The sequence below is a fragment of the Microbacterium gorillae genome (assembly GCF_000826185.2).
GTDB classification, from domain to species: domain Bacteria; phylum Actinomycetota; class Actinomycetes; order Actinomycetales; family Microbacteriaceae; genus Microbacterium; species Microbacterium gorillae.
Genome location: NZ_LN648875.1, coordinates 1,442,611 through 1,456,665, shown reverse-complemented (window position 1 = coordinate 1,456,665; position 14,055 = coordinate 1,442,611). Strand labels below are relative to the sequence as shown.

Below are 14,055 nucleotides of genomic sequence, written 5' to 3'. Positions count from 1 at the left end.
CCCAGATCCCTCCAGGGGACAAGACTTCATTTTCAGATCAGGCGGCGCGGACCTTCGTCGACTTGCGGGCGACCAGCTCCGCGGGCAGGAATCCGACCCCGGAATCGGCGTCCCTCTCCTCGATTCGCGCGATGAGGTCTTCCATCAGTCGCGCGCCCTCGCCTTCGAAGTCGAGTCGGATGGTGGTCAGGGACGGGAGGTAGAACCGGGAGTCCGGCGCGTCATCGACGCCCACGACGCTGACGTCATCGGGAACACGGACGCCCTGCTCGTGCAGACCCGCGATGAATCCGATCGCCATGCTGTCGTTGGACGCGGCGACCGCCGTGATGCCCCTGTCGCCGACGGGCGCATCGAACGCCGCCGTCCATCCGGAAGCGGATGTCCAGTCGCCGCGCGATGACCAGCGCACGGTCAGTCCGCGCTCGGCGGCGACCTCTCGGAAGCCTCGCTCACGCTCCCGCGAGGCGATCCAGCTCGACGGGCCGGCGATGTACCCGACGTCGCGGTGGCCGAGATCGGCCAGGTGCGCGGCGGCGAGCCGACCGGGTTCGGAGAGCTGTCGGCGTTCGACCCGGTCCGTGCCGTTGTCGATCGCGACCGGCACCGCGATGGAGCGCGCCTCGACGGCGGTGCGAACCTCGTCCGACTGCGCGGCCACCAGCACGCCGGCGATCTGATGCTCGAACAGGATGTCGAGAGCCTCCGCCACGGAGCGCGTGTCGGCAGCATCGACCGAGACGATGTCCAGCACATACCCGTGGTCGCGTGCGGCTCGGGTGGATCCGGCGATGTTTCGCGCCGGTCCCGGCTGGTCGAGTTGATGCGCCAGCACGCCGATGCGGTTGGTGCGCTGCCCGCGCAGGAAGCGGGCGGCGCTGTTGGGCCGGTAGTCGAGCTCGGTCAACGCCTTCTGCACGCGCTCGCGCGTGGCGGGGCGAATGCCTTCGAATCCGTTCAGGAATCGGGTGACGGTCTGGTGCGAGACCCCCGCGGCCGCAGCCACGTCGTAGATGGTCGCCGGCTTCACGCCCTCAGCCTCTCATACGGGTGACCGCCGCCACGGTCCGCGTCGGCGGTGGGCGGCGGGACGACGACAAGTCGTCCCGCCGCCCACCGAGTGTCAGTACGCATCGAAGCGGTCGATGCTCACATAGGAGTCGGTCGCCGCCGCGTTCTTCTTCCCCAGCACGGTCACCGTGATGGTGTGTTTTCCGGAGGGCAACCAGGGCGTCGAGATGAGCTGCTGCCCGTCTATGCGCTCCGCGCTGTAGAGGTCGACGATCTTCTCCGGTCCGTCGTCGACGGAGATCGACGCCAGGCCCGCGTTCGGCCCCGTGGCCGCGAACAGCCGCGCCTGATTCGCGAACCGGAAGACCATGCTCGCGCCCTCGGTCTTGCTGTAGTGATTGTCCTTCCGGAAGGCGCCGTTCTCACGCCACCAGGAGCTCCAGTCCCCCCGGTACTCGACCTGCTTCAGGCCGGTGCCGGTCGCGGTGTCATTCACGATGGTCGGCCCTTGCGTCGTGACCACGGCTCGATCCGCCGTGACCCACGTGTCCGACGAGGACGCGTTCTTGGTCCCCGTCACGCGCACCCGGACGGAGTGCTGGCCGAGGGGCAGATCACCGGTGGAGAAGATGGGCACGTCGTCCGTGCGGGACGTCGCATAGAGATCGACCAGTGTCTCCGGCCCGCCGTCGACCGACACCGCCGCGATGCCCGCGCTCGGCGCGTTGACGCCGTGGATCACCGCCTTGGTGCCGACGAAGGTCACTCGGTACGACTTTCCGGCGACCTTCGAATAGGTGTCGCCCCCGTTGTAGGCGGCCGGCTGATTGGCGTTCCGCGACCACCCGCCGGAGAAGGAGTACTGTGCGTTGCCGCCGCGGGTGTCGGTGTCATCGGCGATCAGCGTGCCCTGCCCCGAGGATGCGGGCGCGCCCGATCCGGTGAAGGTCGTCACGCTGCGCGGGGCGAGGGTGACCGTGGCGGTGCCACCGGCGACCGGAATGTCGGGCAGCTGGGCCAGCGACTCGGTCGCCGAGGTCCGGTACGGAGTGAGGGCCGTGGTGCCACCGCCGAGGGCGAGGTCGAACGTGACCGGAACGTTGGAGGAGTTGATCGCCACCTGGGCGAACTCGCCGGTGCCCGGACTGCGAAACGCCGTCAGCTTCACCTGCGCGTTCGTCACCGCCGCCGGAACCGTCGCTGCGACGCGCACCCAACCGGGGCGGACGAAGCGGGACCAGTTGCCCATCGTGAACAGCCGCTTCGTCGGGGTGAAGGTGTTCGTCGCGGGGTGCAGCGTGATGAGCCCTTCGCCGCCCTGCTGCTTCACGGTCGCCAGCCACCAGTAGTTGACCGCGTTGACGTTGGTCGAGAGGAAGTCGTACATACGTCCGGCCCAGTCCAGTCCGGCGTTGATCGACGCGTCGGTCACATTCATGTACGACGTCTCGGTCAGCCACAGGCGCTTGTTCGCGAGGCGTGACGGCTCCTGCCCCACCGGGCCCGAGGCGTAGCCGTGGAAGCCGGTGATGTCCAGTTCGGCGCGAGCGGCGGGGTCCTCGAGGGTCTTGGCCACGAGCGCGTCGCTCGCGCTGGCCTCCTCCGCGGCGATGATGTCGGCCGACACCCCGGCGGTGGTCAGCGTCGGCCCGAGCACCTTGACGAAGTCGCGGACGTTCTCGGCCGTCCAGTCCGACGACGAGTAGGAGAAGGAGTGGTTCGGTTCGTTCGTGAAGGACACCGCCGAGATCGTCAGCCCGTGCTGCTCGCGGTAGCCCTTGATGTAGGCGGCGAGGTAGTCGGCGTAGGCCTGGTACTTGTCGGCGCGCAGGGCTCCACCGTTCTCGACGCTGTTGTTCGTCTTCATCCACGCCGGCGGGCTCCAGGCTGTGGAGAAGAACGTCTGCACCCCTCGCTTCTGCGCCTCTTTCATCAGCCAGACCTGGTCGTCGTCCTTCGTCCAGTCATAGACCGGAGTTCCGGTGCCGGGGTCGGACGGAAGGATCGTTCCGTGCGGGCCGCCGGCGGCGTCGCTCCACGTACCGCCGTCGCCGATGTCGTTGCGCACGATGCTGAGACCGGCTCCCGCGGTGCGCGAGAAGAGCAGCTCAAGGATCTGCGAACGCTGGGGCTCCGGCATCGCCTGGATTCCGGCGGCCTGCTGGAAAGCGCCGGAAGCCCCGAAGCCGTCGATCGCCTGCTGCGTGCTGGACCAGTCGATCGTGACGACCGGATCGGCCGCGGACGCGGGCGCAGCGGGGATCAGGCTCGCGGCCAGGACGGCGACACCGATCGACGCGGTGATCGCCCGAGCACGGGTCGGTCGCGGGGTGGTCGGTTGTCGATGAGGACGAGTCGGCCGAATGGGCATGCGGAACTCCTTCGTTCACAGTGCTTCTTGCCCACCCCGACGAATCGGAGCCTCCCGCCAGAGATGTTATCGACAACATTGCGAAAGGGGAAGAGCTTCGACTGCGAACGTTGGCCACTGCGGGCCTTAGATTGACGCCATGCTCCTTCGCCTGCGCGGGCAATTGCGGGGCAATCAACTACTGTTCGATGATCTCTCCCGTTGCTCGACCGATCATCTGGATGGCATGGGTCGACGCCGTTCCTTTTGCTAAGGCCAGGCCAGATCCTTCGTTATCCCGACAGACCCAGTTCCGGAGGCGAATGCGGGAAGCCCAGAAGCTGGCGGTGGCGGCGGGCGCAGGCGGGGTCCAGTTGGTGGTCGGGATGCAGAGTGAGGTCACCGATAGTTTGGCCGTCCCGATCGATCACGAGCCACTCGTCGGTGATGGCGAGGGCGCCGTGGTCGAGCATCACGTGGTGGTTGGGGCACAAGCAGAGCACGTTTGCGTCGGTGTCGGGGCCGTCAGTGCCGCCGCCCAGCGGCACCAGGTGGGCGCCTTCGCTGTAGGCGCCCGCGAGGGTCTGGATCCGGATTCCGCAGATTTGGCAACGATGGTCGTAGAGGGCTTTCACTCGGGCGGGAACCGCGGGGTCGCGGACCAGCCGGTAGTGGGTGGCGAGGGCGCGCTGGGCTTGGGCGGGCGGCACCGACCGGTCTGGAGCGGCGACGGGCCGCATCTGCCGCAGCCGGAACTGGCAAATGGCGTGCCCGTCGACACCGCTCCGTAGGTAGGCATCCTCGACGAGGAATAGCCCGTCGTAGGCGAACTCCCCTGCGGTCTCGCGGATCAGGCGTACCGGCTGCCCGGAGTCGATGTTGTCGGCGAGGATGCGGTTCAAACCGGTGAGGACTTGGTCGGAGACCACCCGGCCGGCGCGGGTGTTGCCGGAGCCGGTGAGGTAGAGGATGCCGCCGAGGTCGTGGTCGTCGGGACGACCAGCGGGGACCAGAACGCTCTCGGCGCCGACGGCGGGGTCGGGTCCTCCGCAGATGATCTGGCGGATGTCGTGGTGCACGCGCCGGTCGTAAAGGGCGCGGCGGGTGCGGAAGCGGGCGCCGGTAGGTACTCCGGGAACCGGCCCGTATGTCATGTCCGGTCCTGGCGTAGGTAACCGTGGTCGCCGAACAGCATCTTCCTATCTAAGAACCGGTTGTAGTACGAGCAGGAGGGTTCCCCGATGTGCAGGCACGCCAGGCAGGCTCCGGATGCGCGGTCGCAGCCGGGGTCGAGAGGGCAACGGGTCTCCGCTTCTAGTTGCAGATCGAGCACCCGGTCCAGCTCGGTCTCGAACACCGATTGCAATCCGCCGAGGACGAAGTCGCCACGGTTGGAGGCGTAGATGAACACGCCGAGGTGTTCGGGGACGAGATATTCCGCGAGCGACTCGCGATCGAGTCCCGCCAGCACAGCGAGCTGCCGAATGAAGCGGTGCGCGTAGGAGTGCAGGAGGGTCAGCACGGCGCTCCCAGCGGTGCGTTGGCGGTCGTCATCGCCGCGGGCCGGGATGGTGGCCGCGTTCAGGACCGCCAGCCGGGCGGCGGGCAGGTCGGCGGGCGCGGCGGGTAGCAGCCCGCGCTGGTGCAGCCAGGCTGCGACCCGAACTGGGTCCAGGCGCAGGTACAGCGCTTCGGTCTCGTTCGCTTCGCCGTGCAGCCGGACGGTGCGGCCGCGGCCGGTGAACGCAACCAGCCGAGTCTCGCCGGCGGGTTTACCGCCTCGGGTGTACCCATACACGGCGCGCAACACCGGGAACCGGTCGACGTGATCGACGCCTAACAGTCCGGCCGCGTCGATCGCGGGCGGGTAGCGGTGCTGGTAGAGAGTACGCAGGTCGTCGCCGACCGGGTCGGAGGGCAGGTCGCTGGCGCGGCGGCGGCCTTCGTACATGGCGAGCGCGATCTCCAGTGCCCCCGTCTCGGCGGTGTCCCGTACGGCCGGTTGCAGCGGCAGCGGGGATGGCGCGTCGGCCAGTCCCCCTCCGGCGGCGGCGGAGTCGGCAGCGAGCTGCGCGACGGCGGGGTCGAGGCCCTGGCCGATGAGGGTATCCAGCAGTGATTGGCGGGTGGGCGCCTGGCTCGCCGGCCGGTCAGTGGGCATGTCCGCGAGTACCCAGCGCAGGCATTTGTCCTTGCCGCCGTCGGCCAGCAACGCCCGCAGTTGCTCGGGTCGGGCGGGGTTGACCATGGTAAACGAGTGCGCGGTGTAGACGGATGCGGCACGGTGCACGTTGACCACCACGGACGGCTGGTGGCAGGCGGGGCAAGGGCGTCCGCCGCCGAGTCCGGAGGGCAGCGACCTGTTGCAGACCGGGCAGTGGAAGTCGAGCTCGCGGACGCTGCTGCTTGAGGAATGGCGGACAGCGACCTGGCCGTGGGTGGGGCAGCGGGGCACGAACGGGGCGTCGACCCATCCGCAGTCGTGGAACGCGACGAAATGCATCTGCCGCCAGCTGCTGCTGCCGCATTCGCAGCGGCCGCGCTGATTGCGGATGCGCCGGCAGGTGCCGCAGCGCCACACGCTGGGGAAGGCGTCGACCTTGACGCCCTGGTCCGGGTTGACGCCGATGACCTCGACGGGACGACCGGCGTGCAGGTCGGCGGAGAGGTTGTTGTCGGTGTTCTGGGTGCGCCAGATGTCGATCGCAGACAGCAGCCGGCGGCGGATGGCGTCGGTGTCGACGGGGACAGTGACGGGGTTGGTCCAGGCATCGACCTTCCAGATGCGGCCCTGGATGTCGACGGTCTGCGCGGGCAGGTGGGAGAACAGGATCTGGCTGGAGCTGCGCAGTTCTTTCATGGTCAGTCGTCTCCGTACACGGGAATCCCCGCTTCCACGTCTCGTAGCGAGCGCATCACAGGGCCGCTGGGGGAGAGCTGGTTGGGCCATTGCGCCTGGGTGGCGGTGTCGCTGAGGTTGTCGAAGAACCCTGTCTCCCATTCGGTGATGTCGCGGCGTAGCAGTTCTTCGAGCGGCCCGTCCATGCCGAGCGCGTCGGTGAGGGCGACGGTTTCGGTGGCGGCGGTGATTCCGGCGGCGGTGTAATAGTCGCGCACGGCGCGGACGGTGGTAAGCGGCTTCGGGGAGCGGTATTCGTGGATCGCGAGGCGGCGGGCTTCGGCGGCGCCGGCGGCGGTGAGTGCGAGCACGTGTCGGCTGGCGCGTGTAATGGGGATGGGTTCGACGAATCGGTCGCCTTGCACGATGAATTTCTCGAACTGGGCGTAGGTAGCGACCTCCCGTTCCCGGGTAGTGCGGTGCAGCACATACACCACGCCGGGCCAGCGGCGGCCGACCCGCGCGGAGGTCTGGATGAACTCAGCTGTGGTGAGCGGCAACCCTTTCATCACCATAACGTTGAGCCGGTCGATGTCCACGCCGTGGGAGATCATGCTGGACGCGGCGATCAGGTGGATACGGTCGGTGAAGTCCGGTTCGGGGCGGTCCAGCCGCTCAAGTACGTCGCGGACCTGATCGAACCCGGTTCCACCGGTGAGGGATTCGGCGTTCACCGGGAATGGGAACTCGGTCTCCGCGGAGCGACGGGCCGCTTCGACGTCCTTTACGGTATTGCCGTAGACGAGGTTCACGCCGTACTGGCTGACGAGGTGGTCGGCGTGGGCGACGGGGATGTCGAGCGGGTCGCAGACGGCGCCGGGGTCGGCGATCAGGTCGCGGATGCACTGCTGCAATGTGGTCAGTGCCCGGTCTGACACGAATTCCAGGGTGACGCCGCGGGGCGCGACCGCGACGTAGAGCCGGGCGGGCACGGCCGTAGGTTCGGACCAGAACGATTCGTCGATGCTGGGTCCGGGTTGTGGGAACACCCGCGCCTTTCGCCGGTAGAGGACGTCGATCTGCCGGCGGAAGCCGCTGAGGGTCGCAGAGGAGGCGACGATCTTGGCGCGGGTGCCAGTGAGGGAGTGCTGGAGGTGGTCGAACAGCGATTCGTAGTGGGAGTCAACTGCACCGAGGGAGTCGCGCAATAGGTGCAGCTCGTCCTGTAGCCGGTACCGGGGCGCGTATCGCTCGGCAGGCATCGGCAGGGGGCCGCGGGGGCCCGTGCAGCCGGGCACCAGGCAGCCGGCGGGGGTCTTGCTGCGCGCGGCGTAGCAGTAGCCGTGGCCGGGGCGATTGCACTTGGCGGCTGGGGCGCCGACGAAGCCCCGCATCGCGCCCTGCATGGCGATGGAGGCGGCCTTATCCAGGGTGCCGACGATCACGGTGGGCAGGAATCGGTATATCTCCTGGTCGACGACCCGGAACGGCAGCGGCCCGTCCTGCCACGGGCACTGCGGGTTCGGACAGGTGTGGTCCAGGGTCCACAGCGCCCGGTTGAACCGCATCTGCAGTTCAGGGTGCCGGCAGAACGGGCAACGTAGCAGCACCTGGTAGCGGCTTGCGGCGTCCCGGTTGTGGGCGACGTCATCTTCGGGGTCGATCTTGTTGGGAACGGAGCTTGCGCCGACGAAGAAGCCCAGCGAGATCGGCGCCCCGCCGATGCGGTGGGCGCGGCGCTGCAGTTCAGCGCCGGCCAGCGCGTCGGCGAACCGCTGCGTCTGTTGCAGCGACAGGCTGCGCAGCGGGAACCGGGTCCACGCGGTGATCCCGTCGGTCTTTCCCGTGAGCCGGTCGTAGATGATCGCGGTGACCAAGAGCCCCAGGTAGGTCTCGGTCTTGCCGCCGCCGGTGGCGAACCAGACCGTGTCGACGTAGTCAGCGTCGGCGGGATCGATGACGCCGGGCAGCGCGGCGACGAGGAACCCGATCTGGAACGGCCGCCAGGTGTCGTAGTTCTTACCGGTGGCGGAGTGATTCAGCGCGGCGGAGGCGATGCGGAACGCGGTGAGTAGGTGCGGGTCGTCCTGCAGCGCCCGGTATCCCTGTTCGAGACGGTCCAGTTCGACCCGAAACTCGTCCCGAGCTGCGGCTGCCTCGTCCCGCATCGGCTGGGACCAGTCCGCGGAGCGGGGTTGCAGCGCTTGTTCAGACCAGTGCGCGTCGCCCCATTCGCGAGCGGCGTCGATGAGCGCGCGGACCGGTGGCAGCGGATCGGCGGCCAGGGTGTCGAAGCGGAGATCGGGGTGCGGGCGGGGCGAGTTCCAGTAGGACGGGCGGTGCTTGTCGACGCTGATCACGTCGGAGGTGTTGAAGGTTCCTTCCGCGGTGTTCACGCCGCAGTTGATCCCGATTGCCGGGATACTGCGGTCGTAGCGGAAGGAGTCCGGCAGCGCCTCTAGCTGGAAGTCGGTGCAAGGAAGGCCTGCCACGGACAGGGTGGTCTCGTACAGGTGGGTCTCGGGGTGCCGCTTGTCGGGGGCATCGCTGGTGTTGACGAGGGAGAAGACCAGTTCGATGTGATCCCGCCACGTCTCCACGTCCACCCGTAGTTCCGCGTGCCGGGCGTCCATGCCCAGTGCGTGGAGTTGCCGCTCGAAGGCGGCGACGCCGTTGTCGGAGAGGTGCCCGTCGGCGGCGACGGTCGCCTCGATATCGACGACGATCGGGTCGGATTTGGTGAAGCCGCCGTCCGGCTGCTTCTGCCAGCACCGGAACCCGGCGTGTAGCTTCACCTGCCACGGGCCGTCGATGGCCGGTCGCACCCGGATGCCGATCGCGCACGGGTCCAGCTTCTCAGCGCGGGGCCCCAGCGGGCTGGTCATTACCACAGCCTCGGGGGCGAGCCTGCCCAGCCAGAACCGGTTGCGGGGTGCGGTGTCCAGGCGCTGTTTGTGGTCGCCGCGGGCCTCGGTGACCAGGCGGTCGTGCATCCATTGCAGGAATCGCCACGACGAGGCATAGAGGGCGTCGGGGTCCAGGGGTGTGCGCATGTGCGGGTCCGTGTCATTCGGTTTCGGTCAGCGGGCTGAGCGAGGCGCGCAGCCGGGGCGAGGCGAGGATCTTATTGAGGATCTGGCGGGCCCGCTCCCGGGTGACGCCGAACGCGTCGCCGATCTCCTCGAGGGTGCGTTCGCGGTCGTCGTCCAGCCCGTACCGCAGCTTCAGCATTTGCACGGCGTGTGCGTTGGCGCCTTTGGCGGACGCAGTGTGCGCCTCGTCGATCTCGTCCAGGACGCGCCGGATCTGGTCGCGGACGATGGTGCGGATCACTTCGTCGGCGACGTCCTCGGCGTACAGGTTCAGCAGATCCCCGAGGTCGGTGTCCTCGTCCTCCCCGATCCGCTGGTCGATGCTGACCGGTTCCCGGGCGGCGTCCAGCAGTCCGCGCACATCGCCGGGGTCCATGCCGAGGTCGGTGGCGATCTCCTCGGGGGTGGGGTCGCGGTCCAGGGCGGACTGCAGCCGTTCGCGGGCCGCGGTGACGCGGGCCAGTTTCTCGTTGACGTGCACCGGCAGCCGGACCAGCCGGCCCCGGTCGGCCAGTCCCCGCTGGATGGCCTGCCGGATCCACCAGGTCGCGTAGGTGGAGAACTTGTAGCCGAGCGTGTGGTCGAACTTGTCCGCTGCGCGCATCAGCCCGAGGGTTCCCTCCTGGATGAGGTCGGCCAGGTCCATGCCGTGCGGCCGGTAGCGGCGGGCGATAGAGACCACCAGCCGCAGATTAGCGAGCACAAGCTGGTCGTGGGCGCGGCGAGCGTCTTCTACCTGACGGGCTTCGTCGCTGCCCGGGGTTGGGCGCGGGTCGGCGGTGAGGATCCGCTGTCCGATGCTGATCCGCCGTCCGAGCAACACTTCTTCGTCCGCGGTGAGCAGTTTCATCCGTCCCGCCGAGCGCAGCATCAGTCCGACGGTGTCTCGCCCGGTGCTGGTTCCGGTGGGCGAGACGGCGGTGGGCAGGTCGACCTCGTTGTCGTCGTCGGCGAGGACGCCGAGGTTCCGCAGCGCGGTGAACACGGCGGCGGTTTGCTGGCCGTCCAACCGGTGCTGGTCGATGAGGCGCTGCAGGTCAGACAGGTGCAGGAAGCCCTGTCGTTCCCGGTCGGCGACGGCGTCCTCCACGCACTCGTCGACTGATTTTGCCCCCACGTCTTCACTCTAGGGGTCGCGGCCGACATGGGTGCGCAGCGGCGCCTGCGGCCCCGTGAGTATTGCCCCGAACGGTCAGGCGGGAACGAGCCCTCGCGCCCGCGCCGCTGCTGCGGGGGCAGCGGGAACCGCTGGCGCGAGGACGACTGGCTCGGCCGCAGCGCCGGCGGCAGCAGCGAGTACGGGTAGCAGCAGTGCGCCCAGTTCGCGCATCAGCGCTGGGGGGACGGCGTTGCCGATCATGGTGGCAAGCGCACCGCGGCCGGTGACGGCGGTGAAGCTGAAGTAGTCGGGGAACCCCTGGATGCGGGCCGCTTCGTGGGCGGTGAGCGCGCGGGTCTGGTCGGGGTGCATGTACCGCCCCTGCCCGATGCTGCCGAACCCGCTGGTGATGGTCTGCGCCGGTAGCTCCCAGTTCAGCCGCCCGTACATGGATTTGTAGGAATGCGCGGACTGGTGGCACAGCGGTCGCAGGTGCGGGGGCAGGTCGTACTCGTCGTTGTCGAGCAGGTATTGCATGCGGGTGAGGTTGGTGTCGTTGGGGACCGGGGCGCGATCGTAGCCGGTAGGGGCGGCGAGGTCGGCGAGGTCTTCGATCGCCCAGCGTAGGGTGCGCCCGGTCGCGGCGGTGTTACCGAGCAAGCTGTTCAGCAGGGTCGGCGCGGGCGCGGCAGGGTCGGCGGAGGCGAACAGGATGTGTCGGCGCCGGCTCTGCGCGACGCCGAGGTCGTGGAGACTGACGATGCCCGTGGCGACGGTGTAGTCCAGGCCCTCCAAGTGCTCGATAGTGCGCTGCACGACCTGATCGGTGTCGCGGCGTACTGAGGGCACGTTCTCGATGATCACGAATGCGGGCTGGAGGATCTCGGCCGCGCGCGCCATTCGTGCGTACAGCACGTTCTTCGGGTCGCGTCGACGGGTGATGTTGTTGAGGTTGCTGTGCCCTTGGCAGGGCGGGCCGCCCATCAGTATCGCTGTGCCGGGGTGGGCTAGAGCGGTCGCCTGCTCGATCGGGGTGGCCGGGGCACCGAGGTCGCCGTCGAAGTAGGACTCCACGGCGGCAGTCACAGCGTTGGCATCGGGAAAGTTGTCCGTGAACACGGCGGTGGCGGCAGCTTCGAAGTCGACGGCGAGGGTGATGCCGAGGCGGCAGCCAGCGGCGGGGGGGGGCCGTTCGGGGCCCGGGCGGGGCCCCCCCCTCCCCCGGACAGGGCCCCCCCCGTCAGGACTGTCTCCTTTAAACCACTCCCAGGCCCCCAGACCCCGCGGCGACGGCCACAGCGTGGGCATGGGGAAAGTTGCCCGTGACCGCGGCGGTGGCGGCAGCTTCGAAGGCGAGGGCGAGGGTGATCCGGGGCGGCAGCCAGCGGCGGTGGCGGCCTGTTCGAGGCCGAGGCTGAGCCCGCCGCATCCGCTGAACAGGTCCACCACGTTCAGGACTGGTCCTTCTTCGGGCAGCGGCGGCCGGACTGGGGTGCGGAGGGTGGAGTGGTCGGCGGGCACTCTCGTACGTTACGCCGATCGGCGACCCACCTTGAGACGATCGTGGGCGCGCCGCGCCACAACCCCCGGATGCGAGCGGCGCAACCGGGGCGGGATCAGAAGCTCTGGTAGTCCCCCGGGTCGACGACACGCAGCCTCGGCTGGGCCTCGCTGATCTCGTCCGGTGCGGGCGTTTCCATAATGGATGGCAGCCGGGGCACAGGGCCCCACGCTCTCCATTGCGTGCGGAGGCGTTGAAGGGCGGGGTACCCGTCGGCCGACCACGGGTCGGCCGGCCGGGCCGTGTCGATCCATTGCTGCAGCTGCTGCACGGACTGGTGGACGCTGCTCAAACGGGTTGTGCCTTCCGGGATGATCCGCCGGGTGTTCTCGATGGCGGTGGTGATTACCTGCAGCCGGACGCCGAGCAGTCGGCGGATGTCAGAGTCCCAAGTCGGCGGGCTGCCGTCGATCACTCCGACGGCGTCATCGGCGGCGATCCAGGCGACGGCGCGAGTGGCCGTCGCGGCCGATTCCTGCTGCCGCCTTGCTGAGTAGTTGGCAGGAAGGAAGGCGCCGAGCGGCATCTGGTCCAGGTGGGAGACGGCGTACTCCCAGGCCGGCATCGCCGCGTCCAGCGCCACGGCGTCCACGGTCACCTGCGGGTCGTCGGAGTCGACGCTGCTCACCGCAAACGATTCGGTGCGCGGCAACAGCCGGCGGGCGAGCAGCAGCGCCTGAAAGCATGGGTTGATGTCGGTCATGCCGAGCCGCTGCACCCGGAACCGGGCGTGCGGTGTGTTCAGGCGTGCTTCCACCAGTAGCAGCCGGTTCGTGCCAAAGAACCCGCGAACGCGGTCCGCGGTCGGCATTCGGCCGTCGTCCTCGGAGGAGGGCAGCTCCGTGGAGGGGCGCGGGGCGTGCAGCACCCGGAGGGCGGCTAGGCCGGCGTGGGCGCCCTGGGTGAAGGAGAACCCGACGATCAGCGCTGTGAGCACGTCGTCGTACGGGACGGGTCCATCCGGGGTGAGGAATTGTTCGGCGAACCCGTCCCAGGCCAGCGACTCGTGGGTTTCGCTATTGCGCATAGCGGGCAGGATGATGATGCCCACCAACTGCGCCAGCGTCCCGCCGTCAGCGATGAGGCGCTCCCGCAACGGTCCGAGGGTGGGCGGCCGGCTGCACCGGCTGTCGCGGAGGCAATGCAACGCCCAAGCGAACCGGCGGAACGGACCCTCCGCGGTCCGTTTGTACGCGCTCGCGACCGCGGTCGCGCGGGTCTCCATGTCGTCGCGGGCGGTTTCGGCGGTGTGCAGGGCGCGGCGGATTCCTTCCTCAGTGTGCTGCAGGGCTGGTTCGCTGGCCCGCAGCTGCTGGTAGACCTGATCTGCCAGGGAGGGGTCGGCAGCGAGGTGGCTGCGGGTGAGCATGTCCACCGCGAGGTACGCGAACACCGGGTCCTCGCAGTCCAGCACCCGCCCGACGATTGAGATCCCAGCGAGCACGTCGGTGACGTGCGGGACGCCGAGCGCGAACAGATGTGGAATGAGTCGGCGCAGCAGCGGCTCAGCCCGGTGCGCGTAATGCTGCAGTACCTGTTCCGGGCGAAACACGCCACGAGGGTCGACCGGGTCATGCGGCATATCGAATGCTGTGCGCAGTGCGCCGCCAGACGGGCAGCGGGTGTCGCGAGCGGCCCACCAGGAGGACGCGTCGTCCAGGGCACGCAGGCTGTCGGCGGGCACAGCGTCGCCGGTCTCCACAACGGCCGCGACCTGTTCAGGAAGGCGGTCGAGGAGGTCGAGAAGCTCGTCGGCACGGGTCGAGTCGTACGGGTCGAACGGTTCCAGCGACAGCAGAATGTTTGCCGCGCGGGAGCGTTCGCTCAGCAGGGTGTCGATCCGCTCCCGCATCCCATGGAAGCTTCGATCGGGGATGTCGCTTGCGACCCGTAGGGCGGTGATGCAGCGGGCGAGCGCCTGGACGTGCACCTGCCAGGGCCGGTCTTCGATCGGCAGGGTGTGCTGGTCCCGGGCCGAGCGGGGAAGCGCAGCGGCGCTGCGCAGCGGGTGAACCAGTCGGGCCAGAGCTGCGGGAGGAAGAGTCATGCGCGGGACCTCCAGACGATCGGAGTGCTCGCGAGCAACAGTAGCGTCCAACGACA

8 protein-coding genes are annotated in these 14,055 nt (G+C 68.8%); all 8 read right to left on the bottom strand.

What is annotated here, in order from left to right; genetic code table 11:
* Nucleotides 1-37 precede the first annotated feature (37 nt).
* The 8 genes from BN1193_RS16460 to BN1193_RS16425 all read right to left on the bottom strand — a co-directional run bounded on the left by BN1193_RS16460 (nucleotide 38) and on the right by BN1193_RS16425 (nucleotide 13,999).
* Nucleotides 38-1,030, bottom strand: coding sequence for a LacI family DNA-binding transcriptional regulator (locus BN1193_RS16460; protein ID WP_040168037.1), 993 nt, complete (start codon nucleotides 1,028-1,030; stop codon nucleotides 38-40).
* Between the two features lie 93 nt (nucleotides 1,031-1,123).
* Entirely contained in the window at nucleotides 1,124-3,382 is a 2,259-nt protein-coding gene (locus BN1193_RS16455) for a glycoside hydrolase family 30 protein (RefSeq protein ID WP_052460892.1), read from the bottom strand.
* 272 nt (nucleotides 3,383-3,654) lie between these two features.
* Nucleotides 3,655-4,515, bottom strand: a complete 861-nt coding sequence (locus tag BN1193_RS16450) for a YDG/SRA domain-containing protein (protein ID WP_094770586.1) — start codon at nucleotides 4,513-4,515, stop codon at nucleotides 3,655-3,657.
* On the bottom strand, nucleotides 4,512-6,221 hold the full coding sequence (locus BN1193_RS16445) for a hypothetical protein (protein WP_040168036.1): 1,710 nt from the start codon (nucleotides 6,219-6,221) through the stop codon (nucleotides 4,512-4,514). The genes BN1193_RS16450 and BN1193_RS16445 overlap by 4 nt, the downstream gene beginning before the upstream one ends.
* Nucleotides 6,222-6,223: 2 nt before the next feature.
* Nucleotides 6,224-9,253: a helicase-related protein gene (locus BN1193_RS16440; RefSeq protein ID WP_040168035.1), complete on the bottom strand. Its 3,030-nt coding sequence runs from the start codon at nucleotides 9,251-9,253 to the stop codon at nucleotides 6,224-6,226.
* A gap of 13 nt (nucleotides 9,254-9,266) precedes the next feature.
* Nucleotides 9,267-10,409, bottom strand: a complete 1,143-nt coding sequence (locus tag BN1193_RS16435) for a sigma-70 family RNA polymerase sigma factor (RefSeq protein ID WP_141396715.1) — start codon at nucleotides 10,407-10,409, stop codon at nucleotides 9,267-9,269.
* 75 nt (nucleotides 10,410-10,484) lie between these two features.
* Nucleotides 10,485-11,510 carry a DNA cytosine methyltransferase gene (locus BN1193_RS16430; protein WP_052460889.1) on the bottom strand — a complete coding sequence of 342 codons (1,026 nt, stop codon included), beginning with the start codon at nucleotides 11,508-11,510 and terminating at the stop codon, nucleotides 10,485-10,487.
* 497 nt (nucleotides 11,511-12,007) lie between these two features.
* Entirely contained in the window at nucleotides 12,008-13,999 is a 1,992-nt protein-coding gene (locus BN1193_RS16425) for a hypothetical protein (RefSeq protein ID WP_141396714.1), read from the bottom strand.
* Nucleotides 14,000-14,055 lie beyond the last annotated feature (56 nt).